The sequence below is a fragment of the Natronomonas sp. CBA1123 genome, assembly GCF_009741925.1.
GTDB lineage: Archaea > Halobacteriota > Halobacteria > Halobacteriales > Haloarculaceae > Natronomonas.
In genome coordinates, this window is the sequence record NZ_WPCC01000001.1 from 47,967 (window position 1) to 72,452 (window position 24,486).

Consider the following 24,486-nt stretch of genomic DNA (forward strand, 5'->3'; position numbering starts at 1 on the left):
GACCGTCCGGGCCAAGCGGTGTTAAATTTACTACCAGTCAAACGAGGTCGAACGACACCGTGGCCCCGAATCCGGTCAGGCCTCGTAGCCGGCGTAGTCCATCAGTTCTGCGAAGAGGTCGGAATCCATCGCCTCCTCGTAGACGATGGCGCCGACCATCCCGCCGGGGTAGCTGTTGCCGTTCATCGCGTGGCTCACCTTGTGGCAGTGGATGAGGTAGATGCCGGGGTCGGCGTCGGCCTCGAACTCGATGGTCTTCCGTTCTGCGGGAGCGACGTTGACGATGTCCTGTTCGTACTGGGCGGCTTCGGGCACGTCGGAGCCGTCCTTCTGGACGAGCCGGAACCGGTGGTTGTGCGTGTGAATCGGGTGGCTCATGTAGCCGTTGTTGGCGAGGTGCAGTCGAACGGTGTCGCCCTGTGAGACGATGACCGGCGAGCCGTCCTCGGGGTGGAGCGTCCGCGGCGCCGACCGGCCGTTGATGGTGAACACGTCCGGCGAGCGGTCACGCGGGCTGTAGGAGACGTCCTCGCCGGCAATCTGTCGGTTGAGCCGGGAGTCCCAGTCCTTCAGCGTCATAAACAGTTCCTGGTCGGCCCGCTCGTAGCCCTCTGGGTCGACACGGAAGACGCCGTACATCCCCATGTCGATGTGCCGGTGGGTCTGGTAGTGACAGTGATACAGATGCGTCCCGGGCACGTTCGCGGGAATCTCGTAGGTGTGTTTCTCGCCGGGGGCGACGGTGATGCCCGTCGTCGTCGGGACGCCGTCGTTCTCCCAGGTCTTCCGGACGCCGTGGAAGTGGAGGGTGTGGGGGTGCATCGAATCGGTGTTGTCCAGCGTCACCTCGATGTCCTCGCCCTCGACGGTCCGGATGACGGGACCGGGGACGCTCGGCGTTCGGTCGTCGGCCTGCCACGCCCAGACGGCGGGCAGTTCGACGGGACCGCCCATCGAATCGCCGGGGTGGGCGGCGAGTCGCGAGGTGACCGAGCGGAGCGTCACCTGATTGTTCTGTTCGTGCACGTCGACGACTTCAGGCGCACCAGCGAGCGGCAGTTGCTCGCCGTCCTGGGTTCCCGTCGCCTGTTGGGCCGGGCCCTGATAGCCAGTCGAACAGCCCGCGAGACCCGCCACGCCGATAGTTCCAGTCGCCTTCACGAAATCTCGGCGCGAGAAATCCGTTCCGGGTGCGCCAATGTTGTCAGCCATTACAGTTCGACGTAGTAAGGCTATACGTAAAGCACGGAAGGCGGATTCCCGGGGACTGAGAATCGGTTCTCCGAGGTGGGAATCCGACGTGAGAATTGAGAATCCCCCGGAGATTCACTGCACGCGCAGCGAGTAGGCAATGATGCTCAGGCCCGTGAGGATGAACAGGCCCTCGATGAGCACGCCGATGCCGATGTCTGTCCCGAGTATTTCGAACGTAAACCCCGCGATGAGGACGCCGACGCCGACGAAAGCGAAGCCGACCGAGAGGAACTTCAGCGACCGGTCACCGGTCCGGCGGTAGGCACTCCAGGCGAGATACGTCACGACGCCGCCGACGACGAGAATGAGTGTCTTTACGACTGCGATGGCGAGTTGGATTCCGGCCGTAGATTGCGTGTGAACCATTATCGCACCTCCTTGCCGACTTCCGACCACAGTTCGGCCAGTCGTTCGTCGGCGCGTCTGGCCGGCCGCTCGATTTCGATGCCGAACTCCCGGTCGTCGTCGCACTCGACGATGACCTCGGTGAAGTCGACTTCGTAGCGGCCGGCGTGGCTGCCGTCCTGCCGTATCTCGGTTCCCTCCCGCAGCAACGTCGACTCCGTCAGCCGGTCGAGTTTCCGATACAGCGTCGACCGCGGAATGTCACACCGCTCGACGAGTTCACTCGCCGTCCGAGGCTCGTCGAGTTGCCGGACGATGTTTCGACAGTCCTCGTCGTCCAGCGTCCCGACGACCGTCTCAAGGTCTGGGTCGTCGGTGTCCGACAGCGGGTCCCGAACCATACTGGTGGTATTAAGCCACGACTATAAACGGTTGCGAAGACGGGAAAACGCCGTTCCGGGGCGGTTATGCTCCCCGCCATCCGAGGAATAGCATGTCAATCAATCGTCGGGCGGTTCTCGGGGCGGCGACAGCGATGCTGAGCGGCGCCCTCGCGGGCTGTGTCGGCGACGACAGCAGTCGGCAGCCTTTTGCGACGCCCGCGCCTGAATCGGGTATGAGCGACAACCCGACTGTCACCCTGGGTACGAACCACGGCGACATCACCATCGAACTGTTCGAAGAGCGCGCACCCCGAACCGTCGAGAACTTCCTCAACCTCGCGCAACACGACCCCGCGGCCGACGACGAGCCGGCCCCCGAGACGACCACGTGGGAGGACCCCGAGACGGGCGAAACCCGCGGCGACTCGCTGTACGAAGGCACTATCTTCCACCGCATCATCGCGGACTTCATGATTCAGGGCGGCGACCCCACCGGTACCGGTCGCGGCGGCCCCGGCTACGAATTCGACGACGAGTTCCACCCCGAACTCCGCCACGACGGCGCCGGCATCCTCTCGATGGCCAACTCCGGGCCGAACACCAACGGTAGTCAGTTCTTCATCACGCTGGACGCCCAGCCCCACCTCGACGACAAACACGCCGTCTTCGGCGAAGTCGTCGACGGAATGGACGTAGTCAAAGAAATCAGCAACGTCCCGACGGGCCGCAACGACAAGCCGCACGACGACGTCGAAATCGAGTCGGTCGACATCGAGCGATAACTACCGGTAGGGAGCAGTCTGTCGGCGTCTTTTTGAGTTACGTCGCGGGCGCAGGATACTTCGTTCGACACCACGAGCGCCGCGTTCAGTAGCCGTCTCCGGACCACCTTCGGTGGATTCGCGGTTGCGCCGCTCGGCGGACAGTTGGGACTCAGCCATTTCGTCCGGGAGGTTTCGGTGATGTGTACGGTGTGGGAGGCGAAAAACGCTCATCAGGGAGTTCCTATCGGAGAGTTTGTTTGGATGCTGGATATCAAAAATAGCTGTATGTCGACCTTACACGCCGTGAATGCCGTGAACTGTCGTTTCTATTAATGGCGCTTTGGAGTGACCTGACTACCTACTCATCTCGTCAAGGTGGGTGGAGTGGAGAGACAAGTACGGAACTGATGAAACAACGACAGTTGCGGCGCAAGGAGCCGAGCGAAAACACCGGAGACAAACAGACATGAACGATGAAACCAAGGCGAATCCGACGACGCTCTCCCGACGGCGGGTGCTGAAGGCGGGAGCGGTAACGAGTGGTGCACTGCTAATCGGCGGCACGGGTGTCGCAGCAGCCTACGACTTCCCGAGCACCAATGAGAACAACGAAGCAAAGGGGTGGCCATACGTCGACGAGCTCGACGATGACAACTGTGAGGTGACCCTCGAGTTCGTGAATGACACGAACTCGTTGGCGTACTTCGAGTATCGAATCGACGGTGAGACTCCCGAGGAGGCGGACACCCCTCATCCAGTCATCAGTGGCGACGTAATCTATCCGGGCGTGACCGTCGACGGGCGCGGTGAATCCGACCCGGTCGTCGAGATCCGGACGTTCAACGCGACGAGTATGGTGGAGATCAGACTCGCTCTCGGCGGTGAGCGGGACTGGGACTTCGACTGGACGCCGTTCACCGTCCCATCGTGTGATCCGGAAACCAAGAACGACTGTAAGGACGGCGGCTGGGAGGCCTACGGGTTCCGGAATCAGGGGCAATGCATCCGGTACGTCAACACCGGCAAGGATAGTCGCTGAATACACTCGGTCGGTGTCGGTGACGGCACCGCATATTTTGGCGGTTCTGTCGACATCAGACACCACCGACGCGCCGGTCGAGGCCGTCCACGAGCAGTCTGAACAGCCACTCTTTCTGGTCGTCGAGGCGATTACTGAACAGTCGCGCTTGTCAGCTGCTACCGAATACGGACCCCTAGCTGTCGGCGAACTCGATACCGGTGATTTCGAATCGTGCGCCGCCGTCGGCGCCGTCGGTCACGTCGATGGACCACTCGTGGGCTTCGACGATTTGTTGTACGATACTCAGACCGAATCCGGTTCCCTCCTCTCTCGTCGAATAGCCGGTTTCGAAGACCTCGCCGTGGTCCTCTGGGGGTATCCCAGCCCCGTCGTCCTCGACGTAGATGCCGTCGTCCAACTCGCCGAACGTCACCGTCACACCCTCACCGCCGTGTTCGATTGCGTCGTCGGACTGTGTCCGACTGCCCGTGGAACCGTGTTCCACGGCGTTGCGGATGAGGTTCTCGAACACCTGTTTGAGGCGGCTCTCGTCGGCCAGTACCGTCCGGTCGATGTCCGTTCGTAGCGTCGCGTCCCCGGTTTCGACGTTCGACCAACACCGCTCGACGAGCGGCGATACCGCGATGGGTTCTCGGTCCGTCACCGTCGCGCCCTGCCGGGCCAGCGTGAGGAGGTCCTCGATTAACGCTTCCATTCGGTCGTGTGCCTTCCGGACGTGTTCGATGTCCTCGCTGTCACACTCCTCGCTGACGAGTTCTAACCGCCCCTTGGCGACGGTGAGTGGGTTCCGGAGGTCGTGTGAGAGGACACTGGCGAACTCCTCGAGCCGTTCGTTCTGCCGTTCGAGTTCCCGCACCTGTTGTTCGTCCGTGATATCGAGATACAGCGCGTGCGTTCCGATTATTTCGCCATCTCGGTCTCGACGAGGTACCGCGCGGAGAATCGTGAGTATCTCCTGTCCCTCACGGGTCACCAGCGTCCGTTGTTCGCGGAGGAAATCGCCGGTGAGGGCTCGCTCGTACCCCGCCTTGTCGATTAGCCGTCCAGTCGACCGTTGGGTGTAGTAGTCGGCCAGTGGCGTTCCGCGGAGTTCATCGCGGGTGTATCCGAGCCGGTCGGCGAAGGCCCGATTGCAGTCCTCGATAATCGGCTCCCCATCGACGGCTCTCGTGAACACCACCATCACCGGGGCCTCCTCGAACAGCGTCCGATACTGGTCGGTGTACTGTCGCTGAAGTTCGATTCGGTGGTAGGCGTGTGCTATCGTCTCGCCGACGTTCGAGAGCAGTCGTCGTTCGCGCTCGTCGAACGCGTAGGTCCGGTCGGCGTAGACGTTCAAGACACCATACAGCGTCCCCTCGCGGACGAGCGGAACGGCCGCGCTGGACCGATACCCTCGTTCGAGGGCCTCTCGCCGCCACGGTTCGTATTCGGAGTCCTCGGGGATGTTCTGCATCACCGCGATGGTGCCGGTTCGGACTGCCTGCCCGGTGGGGCCACGCCCCGTGGGGCTCTCGTCGACGGTTATCTCGATTGCTTCGAGGTAATCGCTCTCGATGCCGGCGGAACTCCGGGGTTCGACGGTTCGTGACTCGGCGTCGTATTCGCCGATCCACGCGAACTGATACGGCTCGGCATCACTGATAATCTCACAAACGCGGGCGTCGACCTCGCTTCGCGCCGTTGCACGGACCAGGACCTCGTCGATGTTCCGAACGACCGTATTGATTCGTTGTTCCGCCGCCGCCTGTTGGTTCGCCCGGTATTGTTCGACCGCGTTTCGAATCCGATTCGACAGGAGCGTGTACTGGTCGGTGCCGGTATCCTTCTGGAGGTAATCGGTCACCCCGGCGCGAATCGCCTCACCCGCGACTTCCTCGGAGCCCTTCCCCGTATACAGGACGAATGGAAGGTCCGGATGGTCCGCTCGAACCGCCCTGAGGAATTCGATACCGTTCTGGCCGGGCATCTCGTAATCCGAGATGATACAATCGAAGTCCTCCTCGGCGAGTCGGTCTAACCCTTCTTCGGCGCTGGCTGCCGAGTGAATATCGAATCGGTCGTCCTCCTTCTGGAGAAAGCGGGAAACGAGTTCAGTGAGACGGGTATCATCGTCGACGTGCAGGATGTGAATCGTATCACCCGTCTTGCGCATACGTAGTTTAGCCGCTACTGGTATTTCAATGTCGGCCGATGTTTCGCTCTCGAAACGGACGGCAACGGCCCCGTTCAGACCCCAGCGACCCGCCGGTCGAGGAAATCCACGAGCAACCTGAACATTCGCTCTTTCTGGTCGATATCCGAAGACGCGTGGCCCTCCTCGCCGAGTTCGTGATACTCGAAGTCGCCGTCTTCACCCTCGTCGTAGCCGAGTTCGTCGAGTCGGTCGCGGAACAGTCGCGCCTGCGAGACGGGGACGCGGCTGTCGTTGACGCCGTGGAGCATGAACAGCGGTGCCGTGAGGTTCTCGGCGTGGGTGATGGGCGAGCGCTCCCGATACAACTCGGGGGCGTCCTCGGGCGTGCCGAGGTACTGCTCCATCAACTCAGTCCGGTAGTGTGGCATCGTCGTCTCGTACATCTCCTCGAGGTCGGTGAGGCCAATCCACGCGACACCGGCGTCGTACAGCGAAGGGTACTGGACGATTTGCCAGTACGCCGAGTAGCCGCCGTAGGAACCGCCGAAGACGACGATGCGGTCCTCGTCGACCCACTCGCGGTCGGCGAGGACCCTTTCGAGACCGATTGCCACGTCGCCCTGTTCGGCGCCGCCCCAGTCGTCGTACAGCGCCTCGATGAACGCCCGGCCGCGGCCGGTCGACCCGCGGTAGTTCACCTGCAGGACCGAATACCCCTGCTGGGCGAGGACCTGCGTGTAGAGGTCGAAGGCCTTGTCGTTGCGGCCGCGCGGGCCGCCGTGAGGATTGACGACGAGCGGCGAGGGTCGCTCTCCGGAGTCGTACAACAGCGCGCCGATTTCGTACGTCTCGTAGGGGTCGTGGTCGACGGCTTCGGCGTCGGCCTCGGGAACGCCGTCGGAGTCGAAGGTGAAGTACTCGGCGTCGGCGAAATCACCGGGCGAGAAGGGGCCGTGGTCGGCTTCGACGAGCGTCTCGGTAGTGTCGTCTCGGAGGTCGTAAGCCAGCAGGTCGGGGCGAGTAGTCGGCGTCGTGTGTTGTAACAGGATACGGTCCTCGTCGATGACGGAGTTCCCCGCCAGCCCGAAGTCGGCGACGCCCTCCGACAGGTCCAGTTCCCGGCTCTCGCCGGAGTCGAGGTCGTAGACGACCGGAACGACCGAGGCATCTCGAACCCGCGTCGCGACGACGTATTCGCCGTCGTCGCCGAAGCACTCCGGGTGTTCCTCGAATGCGAGGTCCCCGAGCCACCGCACGGTATCCTCGCGTAGGTCGTAGACGCCACAGCGGGTTCGGTCCTCGGTGTTATCGGAGACGAGCAGGCGGTCGCCGTCGGGCCCCCAGTCGGCGACGACGGCTTCCGCGCCCGTCTCGCCGATGTCGAGGTTGCGCGCGTCCGAGTCGTCGTCAGCGCCACCGGCGGGACCGTCGGCATCGAGGGAGTCGACCGACGCGACGTAGGCGTCGCGGTTGTCGAAGTCGTCGGTCTCGTTGGTCGTGTAGGCGATGCGCTCGCCGTCGGGGGAGAGCATCGACGACCAGACGGCGCGGTCGTAGTCGGTGAGTTGGGTCACCTCGTCGCCGCCGAGAGCGTGGCGATAACAGTTCATCTGGCCGTCTCGCGAGGAGCCGACGACGACGAACTCCCCGTCGGGGTCGACATCGTGGACGGTGTTCTGGGCCTCGGAGGCGGCGACGGTTTCGACGGTGCCGTCGGCGTCGATAGCGCGGATGTCGTTCTGTTCGTCGCCGCCCTCGTCGTCGTGGAAGAACACGCGCTCGCCGTCGGCGTCCCACTGCAGGAACCAGCGGGCGTTGCGCGGTACCTCGCCGTCACTCCACTGGGTCGACTCGCCGGTCTCGATGTCGAGAACGTGCAGTTCGTTGCGGCCAGTCACGTCGTAGTAGTAGGCGACTCGGTCGCCGTCCGGTGAGACGGTCGGGTGGGCCAGCGTCGGCAGCGCGGCGAGTGCTTCCAGTGGGTCCTGTTCAGAATCGAGCGACATAGCCGACACCTTGTGGCGGCGGCGATTTATCCGTTCGGCTCTCGGGACGCCCACGCCGAATAAGGCATCATAAACCCCACCTCGACACACCGGCACAACGTATAGGTGGGGTCCGCGAGTCGTGAGTTTCCATGACGACCGTATTCCTCACCGGCTTCCCCGGGTTTCTCGGGAGCGCACTCGTCGAACGATTGCTCGACCGGCACGACGACGAGACGACCGTCACCTGTCTCATTCAGTCGAAGTACCGCTCGCAGGCCGAAACGAAAGCCGAAGAAATCGAGGCCGAACACGACGCCGAGGGGCGCATCGAGTTGGTCGAGGGCGACATCACGGACGCCGACCTCGGGTTGGGCGAGGCCTACGACGACCTCCAGGCCGACAGCGTCGAAGTCTATCACCTCGCGGCCATCTACGATTTGACGATGGACCGCGAACCCGGCCGGCTGGTCAACATCGAGGGGACGCGGCACGTCCTCGATTTCGCCGAAGGTGGGAACGTCGACCGGCTGCACTACGTCAGTTCCGTCGTCGTCTCGGGCATCTACGAGGGCCGATTCACCGAGGACATGCTACAGGAGGGCCAGCAGTTCTGTAACTACTACGAGACGACCAAACACATGGCCGAGGTTCTCGTCCAACAGCGGATGGACGAGATACCGACGACCATCTATCGGCCGGGCGTCGCCGTCGGCGACAGCGAGACCGGCGAGACACAGAAGTACGACGGCCCCTACGCCTTCGTCGAGATGCTACTCGACCAGGGCGACAACGCCGTGATTCCCGCTCCCCGCGGCGCCAGCGATGCCGAGTTCAACCTCGTGCCCCGCGATTACGTCGTCGACGCACTCGGCTACCTCAGCGGTATCGAGGAATCCGAAGGGAAGGTGTATCATCTCGCGGACCCCGACCCGCCGACGACGACCGAACTCATCAAGACGTTCGGCGAGGCCGCCGGCAAGAGCCGAACCATCGTCGTCCCGTATCCGAAGGGTATCGTCAAGGGGCTCCTGGCGTCGTTATCGCCCGAGAGCGACCTGCTCAAAAGCGGCGGTCTGGAGTACCAGACGTGGGGGGCGAGCTTCGATTGTACCAACGCCGTCGAGGACCTCGAAGGGTCGGGCATCGAGTGTCCGTCCTTCGACTCCTACGCCGAGAACCTCGTCGATTTCGTCCGCGAGAACCCGGATATCGACGAAGGCGCGATGAACTAGGGGAGTTTCCAGTTCGACAGGAGAGTGCGCAGTCCGTCCGTATCGAGGTCTTATGCGAATCGACGGAATCCCGATTCTACGATGTCGTCCGCATCTCGAAGCAGTTGGTTTCCCGCCGCTTCAGGGGTTGTCCGATTCCTCCCAGATGATACCGAGTCGCTCGTCGACCCATGGGAGTACGACTGTCTCGAGGTGCGCTGTAACGTCGGTAGGGAAGGTTCTGTCTTCGGCGTTCGCCGTGCTGGCGTCCGGCAGCGGGTGGAAATGGTCCACACTGCTGTGGTTCTGGTCGTGACGATCCCATCGACATTGCCGTTGCTCGCCGAGATACGTCTCGAGGTACGAGCAATGGAACTCGCCGTTGGTGTACAGCCGAATTTCGAGCCGCACCGAGTCGATTGCTTCAGGGTAGTATGCAGTGTCCAGTTCGACGACGAGCGTCTCCTGTCGGTTCTTGGGGAACAGGGAGGTGCCAGCGATCTCCCTTCGCTGTCCGAAGAGTCCCGCGAGGTAGCGAAGCGTCTCGGCATCGACCCGGCGCTCGCCGTCTTCACTACCGTCCACAGTTAGGCGGCCTCCGACCCCGGGGCGGAGTTCCCCGACCGACGTTTTCGAACCGTTTCGAGCCGTTCGATTCGTCGCCGCACCGTTTTCCACTCGCTGAGGTCCATCCAGACGGCTTCGAGGTCGTCGTAATCAGCGTGAGCAAGCGCGTCGACGGCATCGGGGGGCGTCAGTATCGTACGTCTCGCGGAACTGGCGCTCGCGTGCGGTCAGCTCCTCGAGTCGCTGCTGGAGTTCCTCAGTCGAGAGTTCGTCGAGACGGTTCTGTTTCCGCCATTCGAAGTACGATTCGTTTCGTCGGTACGTTACGGGGTCCTCCGAAGCGACATCGAGCACCCCGATATCGGCAAGTCGCCGGAGATGCCGACGCGCCGTATCGGGAGCACAGTCCGCGCGGTCGGCGATTTCGGCGATTCGAGCCGGGTCATACAGCTGTAGTGCCACTCGGTAGACTCGCTCGTCGGCCGGTTCAGCCGCAAGCGTCTCGCTGATTCCCTCCGTCAGTTCGAACTCCGGTGGGGATGGCATAGCTGTCTTTCATCGTTGTAGACTAATATATTTTCCTTGGATAGAATTATTTAGTCTGTTCTGGATTTTCTGATGGCACCGTTCTCCAAGCGAAGGCCGTGGGTCGAGCTTCGTACGTCCTATTCAATTTTAAGCGCGTACTGCAACACCGCAAGCGCCGACCGCCCGTCTCTGAGGTCGCCGGTGACAGCCCGCTCCTGCAGTTCCGGGAAGGTCGTGGTCGTCACACGAATCGATTCGTTGTCGTCGAGGTCCTGTTCGGCCGTTGGCGTACACCCACGGGCGACGACGTAGTGAAACACTGAATCGAAGAGGCCGTTGGCCGGTTCGTACGTCGCCAGTCGTTCGATAGCGTCGGCCTCGTAACCGGTTTCCTCTCGCAGCTCGCGGTGGGCGGCCGCAAGAAGGTCGGTGTCGTCGTCTTCGAGGCCGCCTGCTGGCAGGCCGTAGTTGACGCGTTTGACGGCCTGTCGCCACTCCTCAATGACGACCACGTCGCCGTCGTCGGTGAACGGTAGCACGACGACCGACGGCGGTTCCGAGACGTAGTGAAACTCGGTGTCGGTGCCGTTCGGGAGGCGCACCTCGTCGCGAACCACGTCGAAGCCGGGGCAGGTGTAGTCGGTTTCAGAATCCAGCGTCTCCCACGCGAGGTCGTCTTCGTCTGCCATACCGTCTGTTGTGCGCCGGTAGTTGAAACAACTCTCGAAGAATTATTTCTTGACTAAAGGATTATATTCCATCAGACAGTAGTCAGCGGTATGGTACGCTCGAATGGAGAGTCGTTCGAGAACCCGTTTACCGAAACCGAATCGGCCGAAGAGCGCGTCTACGGTGCACTCCTACAGACGAGGGAGCCAGCTACCGCGAACGATATTGCGAATAGAGCCGACTGTGACCCGAAAACCGCTCGGAAGTATCTCGCGTGGTTCGGCAAACTCGGCATCGCTACCGAACACGATGGCGAGCCGACCACCTACGAACGAAACGACCAATACTTCGAATGGCGACGAGTGAACGACCTCGCGACGACACACTCCTCCGAGGAACTGCAACGCCGCGTCCAGGAGTTGCTCGACCGAATCGAGACCTACGAAGAGCGGTACGGAACCGACCGTCCGGGCGATGTCGACGCCCTCACACCGCCGGAAGGCGTTTCGACCGAAACCGCGTTCGCGGAGTTGACCGACTGGGCGACGGCGCGTGAAGAACTCCACCGCCACGAGCGCGCTCGTCGGCTACAGGCGAGTGACGCCGAATCCGCAGCACTGTGACGGATGGCTAATTCGTCCGACGAAGCAGACCGGAAGCCGCCCCGTATCGACCGTGCCATCCTCGAAGACATCGGAGACCGGCTCCGAACGACACCACAGTTCGACAGCGCACCCATCGTGACCGCCGATGGTCAAACGCGACTGAAAGCCGTCGTCGATTCAAATCGGAATCCACCCGAGGTCGAACAGCGGTATCTGGACATACGCTGGTATACGAACGACGATTTCCGCATTCACTATCACGAACGATGGGCAGATGAGACGTGGATGAAACGGTGGGGTGACATCCTCCGCGCCGTGAACGGCGCGGCTTCCCTGCATGGGAATACCGGCTACCTACCGGCAGTGGGTTCCGACCCGACCTCTCCGAGCGTCATTTGCCGTGGTTGGCTCTGCTCGGAGGGGGCCGTGGCGCTGTCACGGGCGCTCCCATCCCGTGAGATGTCATCGCCCGCCGGTTTCAGCGGCAGGCTCTCACCCCACGGGTCGTGGCGGTCAGCGATGTTAACCGCCGCATTGATGTCTGCGTGATACTCCGATACCCAACACTCCTCGTTCTGGCACCGGAACGCGTCACCGTTCCGGTGCCCGATGTGACCGCACTCGTGACACGTCTGACTCGTGTACCCCGGCCGAACGTATTCGACTGGGAGCCCAGCCTCTCGTGCTTTGTCTTCGATGCGCTCCTGCAAACGAGCGAACGCCCATGCGTGGAGGCGTCGGTTCATCCACTCGCCGTAATCGAGGTCGTCGCGGATGTGCGAGAGGTCTTCCAGCACGATTACAGGCTTCTCGAATCGCCGGGCGTACTCGACGGCCTGTCGAGATGCCTTCTCGATGTTGTCTGTGAGTGCGTTCTGGTAGCGGTCGAATCGCTCATCAATCCGCCACTCTGCGGCGTCACGCTCTTGGAGGCGCTTCAGCGTCGTGAACATCTCTTTGCGGAGGTGGCGAGCGCGGCCACCGTTGATGAGGAGTGGGTCGGTCGGAGTCCTCTGCTCGCAGGCACAGCCCGCGAGCAGGTGGGCTTCGCCAATATCGAAGCCGACTGGCGTCACGTCTTCGTCGGTCGGTTCGTAGTCCGGTTGTTCGACCGGGAACTCGACGGTGACGTGGAGCGTCCACGACGTGCGGTGACGTTGCAGGCGGAGTTGTCCCGCTGACGCCTCACCGTCCACGAGGTCGTGCCACAGCCCCTCTTGGGCGGGGTTGATACGAAGCGGTATCCAGAAGTTAGTGCCGCGACCGGGCTGTGGCACCCACCACGTAAACTCGTAGTCGCGTTCTGGCGAGTGGTCGAACTCGGCGGCTTGGTTGGTGAGGCGAGCCGGGTGGTTGTCGTCCAACTCCTGTGCATCGTAGGTGCCGTGCAGTTGCGGGACGTAGTTGCACAAGGCCGCCTTCGCCTGATACGGCAGGTCGTAGGGCGTCACCACATCGCTGGTGGCGGTCATCGTCTCGCATCCGGCCTTGAACGCCTCGTGGAGTACTGCTCGGTAGGTGTCAAGCAGGTCGCACAGTTTTTGCTTTTTGTGGGCTGTCGGCGGAGCGAGCGTCGCCTCCAGGGTTTTCGTGGTTGTCGCAGTCATGCTACTGGTTTTCCACGTAGTCCATCAGCACGTCGATGCTGACCTGCCCGGTCGTGGCGAGGAAATATCCCGGTTGCCAGAACGCATCTTCGAGCGTCTGTTTCACCTCCGGGTACTCTTGTCGAATCCGACGCGAGGTGACACCCTTGAGCGAGTTGATGAACTTCGTGAGGTCGGTGGTGGGTTTGGTCGCGAACAAGATGTGAACGTGGTCGGTGCCGCCGTCGACATTCTTGATGTCGGCCTCGAAGTCGTCTGCAATCTCGTGGGCGACTTCGGCGACGCGCTCCAGTCGCTCATCGGTGAGGATGTCGGCGCGATACTTCGTGACGGTCACGAAGTGATACTGGAGCGCGTAGACCGTGTGCGACCCGGATTGCAGGTGATACTCCATTTTGCCTCTTCGAAAATCGGACACCCAATTCCAATAACTCTTGTGCCGTTGGGTATTCAGTCGGACAGACTCGCGTTGACTGCCGCACCGGGCTTACTCCATTCACACCCGGCGAAGACCGGTCGTGGCCGGCAGACTACCGGGACGTGATGGCGCTCGTGCTGTCTGCCCTTGCCGACCGAAACGACGCCATCTGGGAGCAAGCCGACGACTGAAACCGAGTACCACCGAGCGTGCTACCGCCGGTCGGGCGTCTCCTCGACGCCCTCGAAGTAGAGGTGGTAGTGGTCGACGCAGGCTGGGTTGAACCGCGTGCCACACTCCGGGCAAGAGTCGACACCCATGTACTCTTGGGCGGCGAGTTCGGCGCCGCAAGCGCCACACAGCACAGCGGGTTCGTCGCGACGCTCCAGTGGCCACGGCTCGGCGTCGTGGTCGGTCGTCTCGGCGTGACAGCGGAAACAGGGGTAGTACGTCTCACAGCAGCCGAACTTCAGGGCGACGACATCGCGGTCGGTGCCGTAGTGTGCACACCGCGTCTCGCCGTCGACGCCGACGCCGCGGACCTCGTGGCCGTGAACGTTCACGGTCGGCGGTTGGGCCGCAGCGACAAAAACCGTCCGCCGACTACAGGCTGCCCCAGCGAATCCACACCATCGTGACGATGACGGCGAGTTGGAACAGGCCCTGAATCCCGCTGAGTTTCGCGTTGCGCATTCCGATATTGCTGATGACATCGGTGTCGGGATTGTCTGAGACCATCTCCCGATACATCCGCACCTCGCCGGGCATGAGCACGCCGAAGCCGAGGACGCTGAGGACGACGACGATGCCGAGTGCGATGGCGATGGAGGGTTCGGTCATCGCAAACGCCGGCAGCGTCGCGGCGAGATACCCACCGGAGCCGACGAGGACGACGGCGAAGACGGCCAGCCACCGCCAGTCACGGAAGGCGTCGAACTGCCAGCCGATGAGCGCCACCGCCGGCAGCAGCGAGGCGGCGGTGAACAACGCGAGCCACGGCTGTGGGTTCGGGAACACCTCCAACCGCAAGGCGAGGGTGATGCCGCCGGCGATGGTGACGAGCGCCAGCGTCGGCATCAGGAACGTCATCTTGGGCGTGAACCGCTGGAAGACGTTCGCTCGCTCCTCGACGGCCAGCCCGCCCAACACCGGGCCCAGCACCATCGCCATGAACAGGTCGATGCCGGTCCACAGCACGCCAGCCATCACGTGGACGTAGATGTGTTGTGGTCGATTCCCCCACTGAAGGACGTACACCAAGGCGAGAACGGGTATCGCGACAGCGCCGGCCGCAAACGCCGGATTCGCTCGATTTGCCATCCCCCGCACCGTCCCGCGAACAGTCGCAGCCATCGGGTTTTGCTCACTCGAAGGCGGCTCATAAACGCTGTGTCCTCGGCAGAAATACGGGGCGGCTGTGCGACCGCGGTACCGCATCGCGGCGGATTCAGGAGTCGCGAAGGACATCTTCAGGCATGGCCGACATCGAACTGTACGATTTGAACGGGTGTCCCTACTGTGCGAAGGTGCGGCGGGCGCTGGATGACCTCGAGTTGTCGTATGAAACCCACGCCGTCGCCGGACGGCGACGGAATCGCGAGGAGGTGTACGAGGTCAGCGGGCAGTACGGCGTGCCCGTGTTGGTCGACAACGCCAATGGCATCGAGGGGATGGCCGAGAGCGACGACATCGTGGCGTACCTCTATCGGGAGTACGGCGACGACGACCAGCAACTACCCGAGGGCGGACTGGTGTCGCGGCTGTTGTCGCGACTCACCTGAGTCAGCCGCCAGCAGCCGCGACCTCCGAGTCGGCCCCGGAGGCTCGGTGACGAACGCCGGGTGTTTTTACGCTGGTCGGCGATTCATGGGTCGAAGAACATGGGTGACGCATCCGACCCAGCGCCGAGCGACGACGTGGTTGACCGGCTGGAACGCGGCGAGGTAGAAGCGGCCACCGCGTCGCTCGATGAACTGCAGGCGGCCGACGCCGAGGCGCGAACGGAGGCGATACGGTCGCTACAGCGGTTTGCCGAGGAAGCCCCGGAGTCGTTCGAGCCGATTGTTTCGGCGCTGGCCCCGTTTCTGACGGACGAACAGCGCTCGATTCGGCTCTCGACGGCCAAACTGTTCGTGGCGGTGGCCCGAACGGCGCCGGAAGCGGCACTCGGAGGCGCCGACGCACTCGCCGCACGACTCGCCGACGACGAGGAGTTCTACTACGTTCGTGCGCGTTCGGCGGAGGCGCTCGGCTATCTCGCACTCGAAGCGCCCGAAGAAGTCGTCTCGCCGGATGTGCTGGCGGACCTCCGAGTCGGGTTGGAGTTCGACGAACCCGAGGTACGCGAGAAACTGGCGAAGGCGTTGGCCCAGGTGGCGGTGGCGAGTCCCGGTCGACTCCGACACCACGTTCCGACGCTCGCGGCCCACCTTGAGGACGACAGTGAGGAAATCCGCTATCACCTCGCGACGGCGCTGGTCGCGGTCAGCTGTCGGAAGCCCGAGGCCGTCACCGACGCAGTCGAGGAACTCTCGGCGCGGTTGGATGACGACTCCCCGTACGTCCGCGGGCGGGCGGCCGAAGCGGTGGGCCTCGTTGCCCGTGCTGGCACGTCGGCGGCGATACCCGAGTTGAAACTCGCCGCCATGGTCGAGGCTGCCGACGACGGTGACGACGACGAGGCGTTCGCGGTCGAACGCGTGCGGTTCGCACTCGCTGCGATTGAAGGGGCGGATTCGGAGGATTTCGACGAGGAAATCGGCTCGCTGGCAGCGGTCCGTGAACGCACGGACGAGATCATCGAAGCGATGCGGAGAACCGACGAGTCGACGTGTCCCCAGTGTGGCCTCGAACTACCCGAAGGCGGCCCGCCGATGTGTCCCGACTGCGGTTCACCCCGATGATTACACACCGTTTTAGGGCCGCCTAAGATTCGAAACTGCTTTAGTTCTTTAGGGAAGCCTAAACCACATGTCGAACGATTCGTGGCGCGACGCGGCACCGACACGGAGAGACACCATCAAGTATGGCGGGGCGGCACTCGGCGGTGGGCTTCTCGCGGGGTGTACCGACAACGTCGGCTACTCCGGTGCGGACACCGAGGGGAACTACTCGGTGACGATGGCGCCGGTTGGTACCGTCGAGTTCGAGGAAGCGCCGGAGCGCGTCGTCCACTACTTCCCCGACTACGGCGATATGGCGGTCGCGTTGGGCCACGGCGACTCGGTTCTCTCGATGGGGCTGCCTTCGCGGTTCCACACCACCCACTACGAGGAACTCGACGGCGTCAGCGTCGACGCGGAGTCGCTGACGCGACTAAGCGATAACGGCATCGACAGGGAGCTCTTCTACGAACTTGACGGGGACCTCCATCTCATCGACCCCCAGTGGCTCATCAACAACAGCGCGTTCAAACTCGAGGAAAGCGACATCGAGGAAGTCGGTAACACCGTCGCGCCGTTCATCGGGAATACGATTTTCCGCCGGACCGACGAGTGGCACGACTACCGGTATTACACGCTGTACGAGGCCTTCGAAAAGGTCGCCAAAATCTATCAGGAACAGGAGCGGTTCACCCAACTCAAGCAGTTCCACGACGACGTTCTCGCCGACGTTCAGGCCGACTTGCCGCCGGCCGACGACCGGCCGAACGCACTGTTGACCTTCGCCGCCGCGAACGAGCCCGAGGCCTTCTACCCCTACCGCGTGAGCGACCAGGGGACGAACAAGAAACAGTTCCGCGACCTCGGCATCACCGACGCACTCGCCGACACGGGAATCGAGGGGCTCTCGACGACCGAGCGGGGCCAAATCGACTACGAGACGATGCTGGAGGTCGACCCCGACTCCATCCTGATTCGCGGCCACGAGAACAAGAGCCGCGCGGAGTTCGAGGACACCGTCCTCGCGTTCATGAAAGACCACGGAACGGCTTCGGAGTTGACGGCCGTCCAAAACGACATGGTGTTCCGCGGCGGGCCGATTTACTCCGGGCCGCTGCATCACCTGTTCCTCCTCGAACGCTACGCGACGGGGTACTTCCCCGAGACGTACTCCGAGGAGTTGTTCGACCGCGAGGAACTCGCGGCTATCGTCACCGGTGAGGAGTAGATGACCGACTCGAATCGACCGTCTCACCGACACACCCAAGGGAGGTGTCGGCGGTGAGTTCGACCGACGACTACGACGTGGCCGTCGTCGGTGGCGGTCCCGCTGGGTGTTCGGCCACCGTCTTCCTCGCCCGCGAGGAACTCGACACCGTCGTCTTCGACCGCGGCCGGTCGTCCATTCGGAAGTGCGCCTACCTCGAGAACTACCTCGGCTTCCCCGACGGCATCGATGTCGAGACGTTCTACGAGTTGATGCACGACCACATCCGAGCGGCCGGGTGTGACCTCCGCTCGGACCTCGTCGAGTCGGTCGAACCCGACGGCGAGGGCTTCGTCGTCGTCCCACAGGAGAGTGAGTCGGTAACCGCGAGGCGGGTCGTCGCCGCGACCAGATACGACGGCGAGTACCTGCGCGGACTCGACGACGAGGAGGCGATGTTCGAAACCATCGAGCACGGCGAGGAGACGGTCGAGCAGTTCGACCGCGAGTACGCCGATACGGACGGAACGACGCCAATCGAAGGGCTGTACGTCGCCTCCCCTGCGACGGCCGCCGACAAACAGGCCATCATGGCCGCCGGTCGGGGCGCGCGGGTCGCCCATCGCGTCGTCGCCGACAGCAGACTCGACGACGGTTGGTGGCCCGAGGCCGCCGACCACAAAGACTGGATGCGACGGGCGGCCAGTCTCGACGACGAGTGGACCGACCGAGAGCAGTGGGTCGAGTGGTTCGAGGAGTACTACGGCGACGACGCGCCAGTCGACCCCGGCGAGGAGCGCTTCGAGCGCGTCAAGGACGCCTACATCGACGACCAGCGGGCGACGTATCTGACCGACGAGGAAATCGACGCGCGTGCGACGACCGGCCATGAGGCACTCGCGTCGGCACTCGAGGCCGACGCCATCGTGGACGGAGTCGGCGCCGAGACGCTCTTGGAAGCCATTGACGACGAGGCGATTCGTGACTATCGCAGCGACCAGCACGAGGAGGTCGCCAATGAGCAGTGAATCGGTCGAAGCCGGACGGCCGAGCGAGCGCCGCCGGAGCAGTCGGTTCGCGTGGCTGTTCGACCCGAGACTGCTGACGACTGCGGCAGGAAGCCTCGTGGTCGTCTTCCTCGGCGCGCTCGCACAGGTGAGCTTCGGCGCCTACTCGATGACGTTCGCACAGGCGTGGGGAGCGGTCTTCGACCCACAGGTCCTGTTCAACGCACAGGCGTGGAACGCCTTCCTGCTCGGTGGCGAACTGCCGGAGGTGAGCACCGAGAGCCTCATCGTCTGGAACATCAGGCTGCCGCGCGTGCTCGTCGGCATCATCGTCGGGATGAACCTCGCCGTCTCGGGCGCCATCTTCCAAGCCGTCACGCGCAACGAACTGGCGAGTCCGTTCATCCTCGGCGTCTCCTCCGGGGCCGGACTGATGATTCTGTTGACGCTCGTCGTGTTCGGTGGGCTGTCGGCGTTCCTGCCGCTCATCGCCGCGGCCGGCGGCGCGACGGCGTTTCTCATTGTCTACGCCATCGCCTGGAAGAACGGCACCTCGCCGGTCCGACTCGTCTTGGCGGGCGTCATCGTCGGCACCGTCTTCAACAGTCTCCAGACGGCGCTGTTCTTCTTCGCCGACGACATCGGCATCGTCCAGTCCGCCATCGCGTGGACGACCGGGTCGCTCACCGGCACCGACTGGGCGCAGGTCCGACTGGTGCTGCCGTGGTCGGTCGTCGCCATCCTGTTGGCCGTCATCGGCGCCCGACAGTGTAACGTGATGTTGCTCGGCGAACAGACCGCAAAATCGCTGGGGATGTCCATCGAGAAGGTCCGATTCGGGCTCTCTGGTGTGGCCGTGCTGGCGGCGGCCGCCAGCATCGCGGTGGCGGGCATCGTCGGCTTCGTCGGCCTCATCGTCCCGCACGTGGTCCGGAACTTGGTCGGTAGCGACTACAAGAAGGTCATCGTCGGCTGTCTGTTCGTCGGCCCGGCGTTGATGGTCGGCGCCGACGTGGGCGCCCGTCTCGCGTTGAACCCCGTCCAGATACCGGTCGGCATCGTCACCGGGCTGGTCGGAGGGCCGTACTTCCTGTATCTGATGCGGAAGAAGCAGAACATGGGTGAAATCTAACATGGTGTTCAACGTCGGTTCGCTACGAGCCTCGAACGGAAGCGAAGACGCTGGCGACGACACCCCGACATCGAACGCCGCCGAGGGCGGAGCGAGTGACCTCACCGGCGAGGAGCTAGTGCTGGGATACCCCACGATGGAGGACCCGGTCGTCGACGGCGAGAGTATCGTCGCCGAACCGGGGGCCGTGACGGCGCTCGTCGGCCCGAACGGCTCCGGGAAGAGCACGCTCCTGAAGGGGTTGGCGAAGCAACTCGACCCCGACGACGGCTCGGTGTTGCTCGACGGCCGTGACGTGCACTCGATGGGGACGAAGGAACTCGCCCGAAAGCTCGGTTTGCTCTCCCAAGAGAGCACTTCGCCCGACTCCATTACCGTCGAGGACCTCGTGTATCACGGCCGGTATCCGCACCGCGGCTTCTTCGAACACGTCACCGAGGAAGACCAACAAGCGGTCGACCGGGCCATCGAGTTGGCCGGCTGTGACCACCTCAGAGACCGAGAGGTCGGCAGCCTCAGCGGCGGCCAGAAGCAGCTGGCGTGGGTCGCGATGGTGCTGGCACAGGACACCGACGTGTTGTTGCTCGACGAGCCAACGACGTTTCTGGACCTCCATCACCAACTGGAGGTGATGGAGATAATCGAGACGCTGCGGGCGGACAGCGACATCACCGTCGTCGTCGTGCTCCATGACATCGAGCAGGCGGCGCGACTCGCCGACCGCGTGGTCGCACTCAAAGACGGCGAAATTCAGGCCAGGGGGTCGCCCGAGGAGGTCGTCACCGAGGAGCTGCTCGCGGAGGTGTTCCGCGTCGACGCCGAGGTGGTGCCGACCGACCGCGGGCCGCGAGTCACGCCGCTTCGCGCCCGACACGACGACGAGAACGACGCGGATGCGGTGGAGGCGGAGAACTCGACTGAAGGGGAGACACGGCGGTGACCGAGGAAGCGTTCGAACTGATAAGTCGAAGAGGCGACTAACGCACTCCTTCAACACGCTGTTTTAGCAGAGGTTTTAGGTAAGCCTAAAAATCGAAGCAGTTATAATATTTTAGGCTAGCCTAAAACCATGTCCGGAGACGACGCGATACGCGAGGGACCAACGCGCAGAGACACCATCAAGTACGGCAGTGCCGTCGCCGCAGGCGGCTTCTTCGCCGGCTGTGTCGGTGACACCGAACCCGCCGAGGAATCGGAGGGAGACGACGAGACCGACGCCTACACCGTCGAGATGGCGCCGATGGGCGAGGTGACCTTCGAATCCGTGCCCGAGCGGTGGGCGGCCTACGACGGCGGCTACGCTGATATGGCCGTCGCGCTTGGGCAGGCCGACGGCCTGACCGGCGTCGGTGGCGCCGACCGCTACTACACCTACGTCTACGACGAACTGCCCGGCGTCTCGGTCGACCGCGAGACGGTTGAGGCACATCCCAAAGTGAGGACGAAAGAGGAGTTCTACGAACTCGACAGCGACCTCCACCTCTACGACCCCGGGATGTTGCGCAACTGGTTCGATTGGAGCGACGACGACGTCGAGGAAATCCGGTCGAACGTCGCACCGTTCCTCGGGAACCTCATCTTCCGGCGCTCCGACGAGTGGCACGACTACCGGTACTACACGCTGTACGAGGCCTTCGAGAAAGTCGCGACAGCCTTCGACGAGACGGAGCGATACGAGGCGTTCGCGGCCTTCCACGACGAGTACATCGCCTCGATTCAGAGCCGCCTGCCGCCGGCCGACGACCGGCCGAACGTCTTTCTCACCTTCGAGGGGACGAACGAACCCGCGACGTTCTCGCCGTACCGCCTCAACGACAAGGGCACGAGCAAGAAGCAGTGGAACGACCTCGGCGTCACCGACGCCCTCGCCGGCACCGATATTGACAATCTCAGTACGACCGACCGCGGCGAACTCGACTACGAGAACCTCCTCGAAATCGACCCCGAGGTCATCCTCGTTCGCGGCCACGAACGCAAGTCCGCTACGGAGTTCCGCGACACCGTCCTCGCGTACATGAAAGACCACGACGTGGCGAGCGAACTCCGGGCCGTCCAAGCGGGCCGCGTCTACCGCGGTGGTTACCTCCATCAGGGGCCGATTCACAACCTGTTCCTCACCGAACGCGCCGCACAGCAACTGTACCCCGAGGAGTTCGGCGACGTAACGAGCGACGAGCAACTGTTCGACCGCCAGCGAGTGGCTGACATCATCAACGGAGACAACTGAACATGAGTGACGACACCACTACTGGACCGACCCGCAGAGACACCATCAAGTACGGGACGACCATCGCCGCCAGCGGCCTGTTGGCTGGCTGTACGGACGGCGACACCTCGGATGGCAGTCCCGAATCGACGCCGGCCGAAGAATCCGACGGCTACTCGGTGACGATGGAACCCGTCGGCACCGTCGAGTTCGATTCGGTTCCGGAGACCGTCGCGCCGTTCACCCCGGATTACATCGATATGATGGTGGCGTTGGGGCAGGCCGACGCGGCCGAAACGGTCTGGTATCAGAACCGGTACAAGACGAGACACTACGAGGAACTCCCCGATGTCGGCATCGACACGGACCGACTCACGCCGCTGTGGAACGACGGTATCTCGAAGGAGCTGTTGTACGAAATCGATGCCGACCTCCACCTCATCGACCCTCACTCGCTGACCCACTGGCTGGACGATTGGCCGGCCGAGGATATCGAGGAAATCGAGACGAACGTTGCGCCCTTCCTCGGCAACCTCATTTTCCGCCGGACCGACGAGTGGCACGACTACCGGTACTACACGCTGTACGAAGCCTTCGAGAAGGTCGCCGCGGTGTTTCAGGAGCGCGAGCGATTCGAGGCGATTCAGTCGCTGCACAGCGAGGTGGTCGCCGAAATCGAGGCCGAACTCCCACCGGCCGAGGAGCGACCCGATGGTGCGCTGCTGTTCGCCGGCGACGAACCGGACAGTTTCGCGCCGTATCGGGTCTCGGGAAAGGGAGCCAACAAGGAGCACTTCCACACGCTGGGTATCGACGATGCCTTCGAAGGCACGGAGGTCGAGGGGTATTCGGGGTCGCAGTCGGTCGACTACGAGACGCTGTTGGAAATCGACCCGGACTCACTGTTGCTCCGATATCACGGCAACAAGACGCGCGAGGAGTTCGAGGAGACGACGCTGGCGTACATGCGTGAGCACGACGTTGGGAGTCAGTTGACGGCTGTCCAAGAGGGGCGGGTGTTCCGCGGCAGCCCGATTTACTGCGGCCCGCTGCACAACCTCTTCATGCTGGAGCGGTACGCGACGGCGTACTTCCCCTCGCGGTTCGATGGCGAACTGTTCGACCGACAGGCCCTCGCGGACATCATCAACGGAGAGAGCTAACGATGAGCGACGACGAGACGATTCGACAGACGGCACCGACCCGCAGAGACGCCATCAAGTACGGCACCGCCCTCGTCGGGAGCGGATTGGTTGCCGGCTGTGTCGGCGACGGGTCGACGGGGACGCCGGACAATGGGACGCCGAACACCGACGAAGGGCATTCGGTGACGATGGAGCCGGTCGGCACCGTCGAATTTGACGCCGTGCCCGAAGAGTGGCTGGCCTACACCGGCGATTACGCCGACATGGGCGTCGCCTTGGGGCAGGCCGATGGCCTCGAAGCTATCGGGGTTCGCGCCCGCTTCGGCACCCACTACTACGAGGAACTGCCGGGCGTCGCCGTCGACGACGCAGAACTCACCCAACTGTGGAACGACGGCACCGACAAGGAGGTGTTCTACGAACTCGACCCCGATGTCAACGTCGTCGACCCGAACTTCATGGTCAACCGACTCGGGGTGAGCGAGGGCGACGTCGAGGAAATACGCGACAACGTCGCCCCGCTGGTCGGCAACACCGGCTTCACACGCGTGTACGACTGGCACGACGACTACCGGTATTACACGCTGTACGAGGCCTTCGAGAAGATGGCCGAATTGTTCGACGAGCAGGGCCGCTACGAGGCGTTCGTCGAACTCCACGACGAGGTTCTTGGAGACGTAGAGGACCGTCTTCCGGCGGAGTCGCCGGATATCGCGGTGCTGTACCCCGCGGGAGTGCCGCCGGAGTCGTTCTACCCGTATCTCGTCGGCGAGGGCTCTCAATCGAAGCAGTTCCGCGACCTCGACGTCGGCGACGCGCTGGCTGCCAACGGCGTCACCGACGCCCAAGTCGACGGCGGCACCATCGACTTCGAGACGCTGCTGGACATCGACCCCGACGCCCTGGCCGTTCGTCTGCAGGGCGAAATCACCGACGCGTACTTCGACCGCGAGATTCGCTCGCATCTCGAGGACCACGACGTAGCCAGCGAACTGACAGCGGTTCAGGAGGGACGCGTCTTCTACAGCGGGCTGACGTATCAGGGGCCGATAATCCAACTGTTCCAGCTGGAACGGGCGGCTCGGGGTATCTACCCCGAGGAGTTCGCCGCCGCCGACGACGAGCTGTTCGACCGCCAGCGTGTCGCGGATATCGTCAACGGTGATGTCTGAATGCGTGCGCGGACGTGGGCCATCGCGGGCTGTTACCGCGAGCCGGAGGATTACGGTATTCCGGCGCTGCCGGATTGGGAGGTCTGCCGACTGGAGTGTGGCAGTCTCGCCTTCGCCGAGGAGGGCGGCGAGCCGTTCATCACTGCCGAGAACCCGACGAAAGTGCGCCGCTGACCCGACAGGAGAGACCACCTGAACAACCCACCGCGAGAGACCA

General features: G+C 63.2%; 26 protein-coding genes. 14 read left to right on the forward strand and 12 right to left on the reverse strand.

The genetic code is table 11. From position 1 onward, the window contains the following. Window positions 1–75 precede the first annotated feature (75 nt). From GJ631_RS00240 to GJ631_RS00250, 3 genes are all read right to left on the reverse strand, one after another. Window positions 76–1,212 (reverse strand): multicopper oxidase domain-containing protein, encoded by a 1,137-nt coding sequence (locus tag GJ631_RS00240; protein ID WP_156707217.1) that lies wholly within the window; start codon window positions 1,210–1,212, stop codon window positions 76–78. Window positions 1,213–1,326: 114 nt separating this feature from the next. Further along, complete coding sequence (locus tag GJ631_RS00245) at window positions 1,327–1,620, reverse strand: hypothetical protein (RefSeq protein ID WP_156707218.1); 294 nt, start codon at window positions 1,618–1,620, stop codon at window positions 1,327–1,329. After that, window positions 1,620–2,000 (reverse strand): helix-turn-helix domain-containing protein, encoded by a 381-nt coding sequence (locus tag GJ631_RS00250; RefSeq protein ID WP_156707219.1) that lies wholly within the window; start codon window positions 1,998–2,000, stop codon window positions 1,620–1,622. Before GJ631_RS00250 ends, GJ631_RS00245 begins: the two co-directional genes overlap by 1 nt. Window positions 2,001–2,215: 215 nt before the next feature. Between GJ631_RS00250 and GJ631_RS00255 the strand changes: the two genes are divergently transcribed. Together GJ631_RS00255 and GJ631_RS00260 are read left to right on the forward strand one after the other, a co-directional pair. Beyond that, window positions 2,216–2,764 (forward strand): peptidylprolyl isomerase, encoded by a 549-nt coding sequence (locus GJ631_RS00255; protein ID WP_197424679.1) that lies wholly within the window; start codon window positions 2,216–2,218, stop codon window positions 2,762–2,764. 448 nt (window positions 2,765–3,212) lie between these two features. After that, entirely contained in the window at window positions 3,213–3,785 is a 573-nt protein-coding gene (locus tag GJ631_RS00260; protein WP_156707221.1) for a twin-arginine translocation signal domain-containing protein, read from the forward strand. Between the two features lie 175 nt (window positions 3,786–3,960). On the opposite strand, the gene GJ631_RS00265 is transcribed toward GJ631_RS00260, so the two are convergent. Both GJ631_RS00265 and GJ631_RS00270 read right to left on the reverse strand, forming a co-directional pair. Then, entirely contained in the window at window positions 3,961–5,943 is a 1,983-nt protein-coding gene (locus GJ631_RS00265; protein ID WP_156707222.1) for a response regulator, read from the reverse strand. Between the two features lie 74 nt (window positions 5,944–6,017). Then, the gene (locus GJ631_RS00270; protein ID WP_156707223.1) at window positions 6,018–7,931 is read right to left on the reverse strand and encodes a prolyl oligopeptidase family serine peptidase; all 1,914 of its coding nucleotides are present in this window, start codon (window positions 7,929–7,931) and stop codon (window positions 6,018–6,020) included. A 131-nt stretch (window positions 7,932–8,062) separates the two neighbouring features. Here GJ631_RS00270 and GJ631_RS00275 point away from each other — a divergent pair, with 131 nt between their 5' ends. After that, window positions 8,063–9,145 carry an SDR family oxidoreductase gene (locus tag GJ631_RS00275; protein WP_156707224.1) on the forward strand — a complete coding sequence of 361 codons (1,083 nt, stop codon included), beginning with the start codon at window positions 8,063–8,065 and terminating at the stop codon, window positions 9,143–9,145. A 120-nt stretch (window positions 9,146–9,265) separates the two neighbouring features. Here the strand turns inward: GJ631_RS00275 and GJ631_RS00280 are convergent, their stop codons facing one another. The 3 genes from GJ631_RS00280 to GJ631_RS00290 all read right to left on the reverse strand — a co-directional run bounded on the left by GJ631_RS00280 (window position 9,266) and on the right by GJ631_RS00290 (window position 10,908). Beyond that, window positions 9,266–9,709: a hypothetical protein gene (locus tag GJ631_RS00280; RefSeq protein ID WP_197424680.1), complete on the reverse strand. Its 444-nt coding sequence runs from the start codon at window positions 9,707–9,709 to the stop codon at window positions 9,266–9,268. A gap of 132 nt (window positions 9,710–9,841) precedes the next feature. Further along, window positions 9,842–10,237 (reverse strand): helix-turn-helix domain-containing protein, encoded by a 396-nt coding sequence (locus tag GJ631_RS00285; RefSeq protein ID WP_231753827.1) that lies wholly within the window; start codon window positions 10,235–10,237, stop codon window positions 9,842–9,844. 119 nt (window positions 10,238–10,356) lie between these two features. Further along, window positions 10,357–10,908: an NUDIX hydrolase gene (locus GJ631_RS00290; protein ID WP_156707225.1), complete on the reverse strand. Its 552-nt coding sequence runs from the start codon at window positions 10,906–10,908 to the stop codon at window positions 10,357–10,359. Window positions 10,909–10,998: 90 nt separating this feature from the next. Between GJ631_RS00290 and GJ631_RS00295 the strand changes: the two genes are divergently transcribed. Next, window positions 10,999–11,511: a sugar-specific transcriptional regulator TrmB gene (locus tag GJ631_RS00295; protein ID WP_156707226.1), complete on the forward strand. Its 513-nt coding sequence runs from the start codon at window positions 10,999–11,001 to the stop codon at window positions 11,509–11,511. Between the two features lie 332 nt (window positions 11,512–11,843). Here the strand turns inward: GJ631_RS00295 and GJ631_RS00300 are convergent, their stop codons facing one another. From GJ631_RS00300 to GJ631_RS00315, 4 genes are all read right to left on the reverse strand, one after another. Further along, window positions 11,844–13,100 carry an RNA-guided endonuclease TnpB family protein gene (locus GJ631_RS00300; RefSeq protein WP_156707227.1) on the reverse strand — a complete coding sequence of 419 codons (1,257 nt, stop codon included), beginning with the start codon at window positions 13,098–13,100 and terminating at the stop codon, window positions 11,844–11,846. Window position 13,101: 1 nt separating this feature from the next. Further along, window positions 13,102–13,494, reverse strand: coding sequence for an IS200/IS605-like element ISNph5 family transposase (tnpA, locus tag GJ631_RS00305; RefSeq protein WP_156707228.1), 393 nt, complete (start codon window positions 13,492–13,494; stop codon window positions 13,102–13,104). 236 nt (window positions 13,495–13,730) lie between these two features. Continuing rightward, window positions 13,731–14,081: a CHY zinc finger protein gene (locus GJ631_RS00310; RefSeq protein ID WP_370518509.1), complete on the reverse strand. Its 351-nt coding sequence runs from the start codon at window positions 14,079–14,081 to the stop codon at window positions 13,731–13,733. A gap of 40 nt (window positions 14,082–14,121) precedes the next feature. Beyond that, window positions 14,122–14,838: a hypothetical protein gene (locus tag GJ631_RS00315; RefSeq protein WP_370518523.1), complete on the reverse strand. Its 717-nt coding sequence runs from the start codon at window positions 14,836–14,838 to the stop codon at window positions 14,122–14,124. Between the two features lie 155 nt (window positions 14,839–14,993). Here GJ631_RS00315 and GJ631_RS00320 point away from each other — a divergent pair, with 155 nt between their 5' ends. The 10 genes from GJ631_RS00320 (at window position 14,994) to GJ631_RS18355 (ending at window position 24,443) form a co-directional block, all read left to right on the forward strand. Then, a complete protein-coding gene (locus GJ631_RS00320) occupies window positions 14,994–15,299 on the forward strand; it encodes a glutathione S-transferase N-terminal domain-containing protein (RefSeq protein WP_156707231.1) in 306 nt (101 codons plus the stop codon). A gap of 99 nt (window positions 15,300–15,398) precedes the next feature. Then, the gene (locus GJ631_RS00325) at window positions 15,399–16,421 is read left to right on the forward strand and encodes a HEAT repeat domain-containing protein (RefSeq protein ID WP_156707232.1); all 1,023 of its coding nucleotides are present in this window, start codon (window positions 15,399–15,401) and stop codon (window positions 16,419–16,421) included. 67 nt (window positions 16,422–16,488) lie between these two features. After that, window positions 16,489–17,628 (forward strand): ABC transporter substrate-binding protein, encoded by a 1,140-nt coding sequence (locus GJ631_RS00330; protein WP_156707233.1) that lies wholly within the window; start codon window positions 16,489–16,491, stop codon window positions 17,626–17,628. 53 nt (window positions 17,629–17,681) lie between these two features. Then, entirely contained in the window at window positions 17,682–18,635 is a 954-nt protein-coding gene (locus GJ631_RS00335; RefSeq protein WP_370518510.1) for an NAD(P)/FAD-dependent oxidoreductase, read from the forward strand. After that, window positions 18,625–19,746: an iron ABC transporter permease gene (locus tag GJ631_RS00340; RefSeq protein ID WP_156707234.1), complete on the forward strand. Its 1,122-nt coding sequence runs from the start codon at window positions 18,625–18,627 to the stop codon at window positions 19,744–19,746. Before GJ631_RS00335 ends, GJ631_RS00340 begins: the two co-directional genes overlap by 11 nt. A 1-nt stretch (window position 19,747) precedes the next feature. After that, entirely contained in the window at window positions 19,748–20,686 is a 939-nt protein-coding gene (locus GJ631_RS00345) for an ABC transporter ATP-binding protein (RefSeq protein ID WP_156707235.1), read from the forward strand. A 129-nt stretch (window positions 20,687–20,815) separates the two neighbouring features. Beyond that, entirely contained in the window at window positions 20,816–21,973 is a 1,158-nt protein-coding gene (locus tag GJ631_RS00350) for an ABC transporter substrate-binding protein (RefSeq protein WP_156707236.1), read from the forward strand. 2 nt (window positions 21,974–21,975) lie between these two features. Beyond that, complete coding sequence (locus GJ631_RS00355) at window positions 21,976–23,115, forward strand: ABC transporter substrate-binding protein (RefSeq protein WP_156707237.1); 1,140 nt, start codon at window positions 21,976–21,978, stop codon at window positions 23,113–23,115. Window positions 23,116–23,117: 2 nt separating this feature from the next. After that, on the forward strand, window positions 23,118–24,269 hold the full coding sequence (locus tag GJ631_RS00360) for an ABC transporter substrate-binding protein (protein WP_156707238.1): 1,152 nt from the start codon (window positions 23,118–23,120) through the stop codon (window positions 24,267–24,269). Then, window positions 24,270–24,443 (forward strand): hypothetical protein, encoded by a 174-nt coding sequence (locus GJ631_RS18355; RefSeq protein WP_197424681.1) that lies wholly within the window; start codon window positions 24,270–24,272, stop codon window positions 24,441–24,443. Window positions 24,444–24,486: the final 43 nt, after the last annotated feature.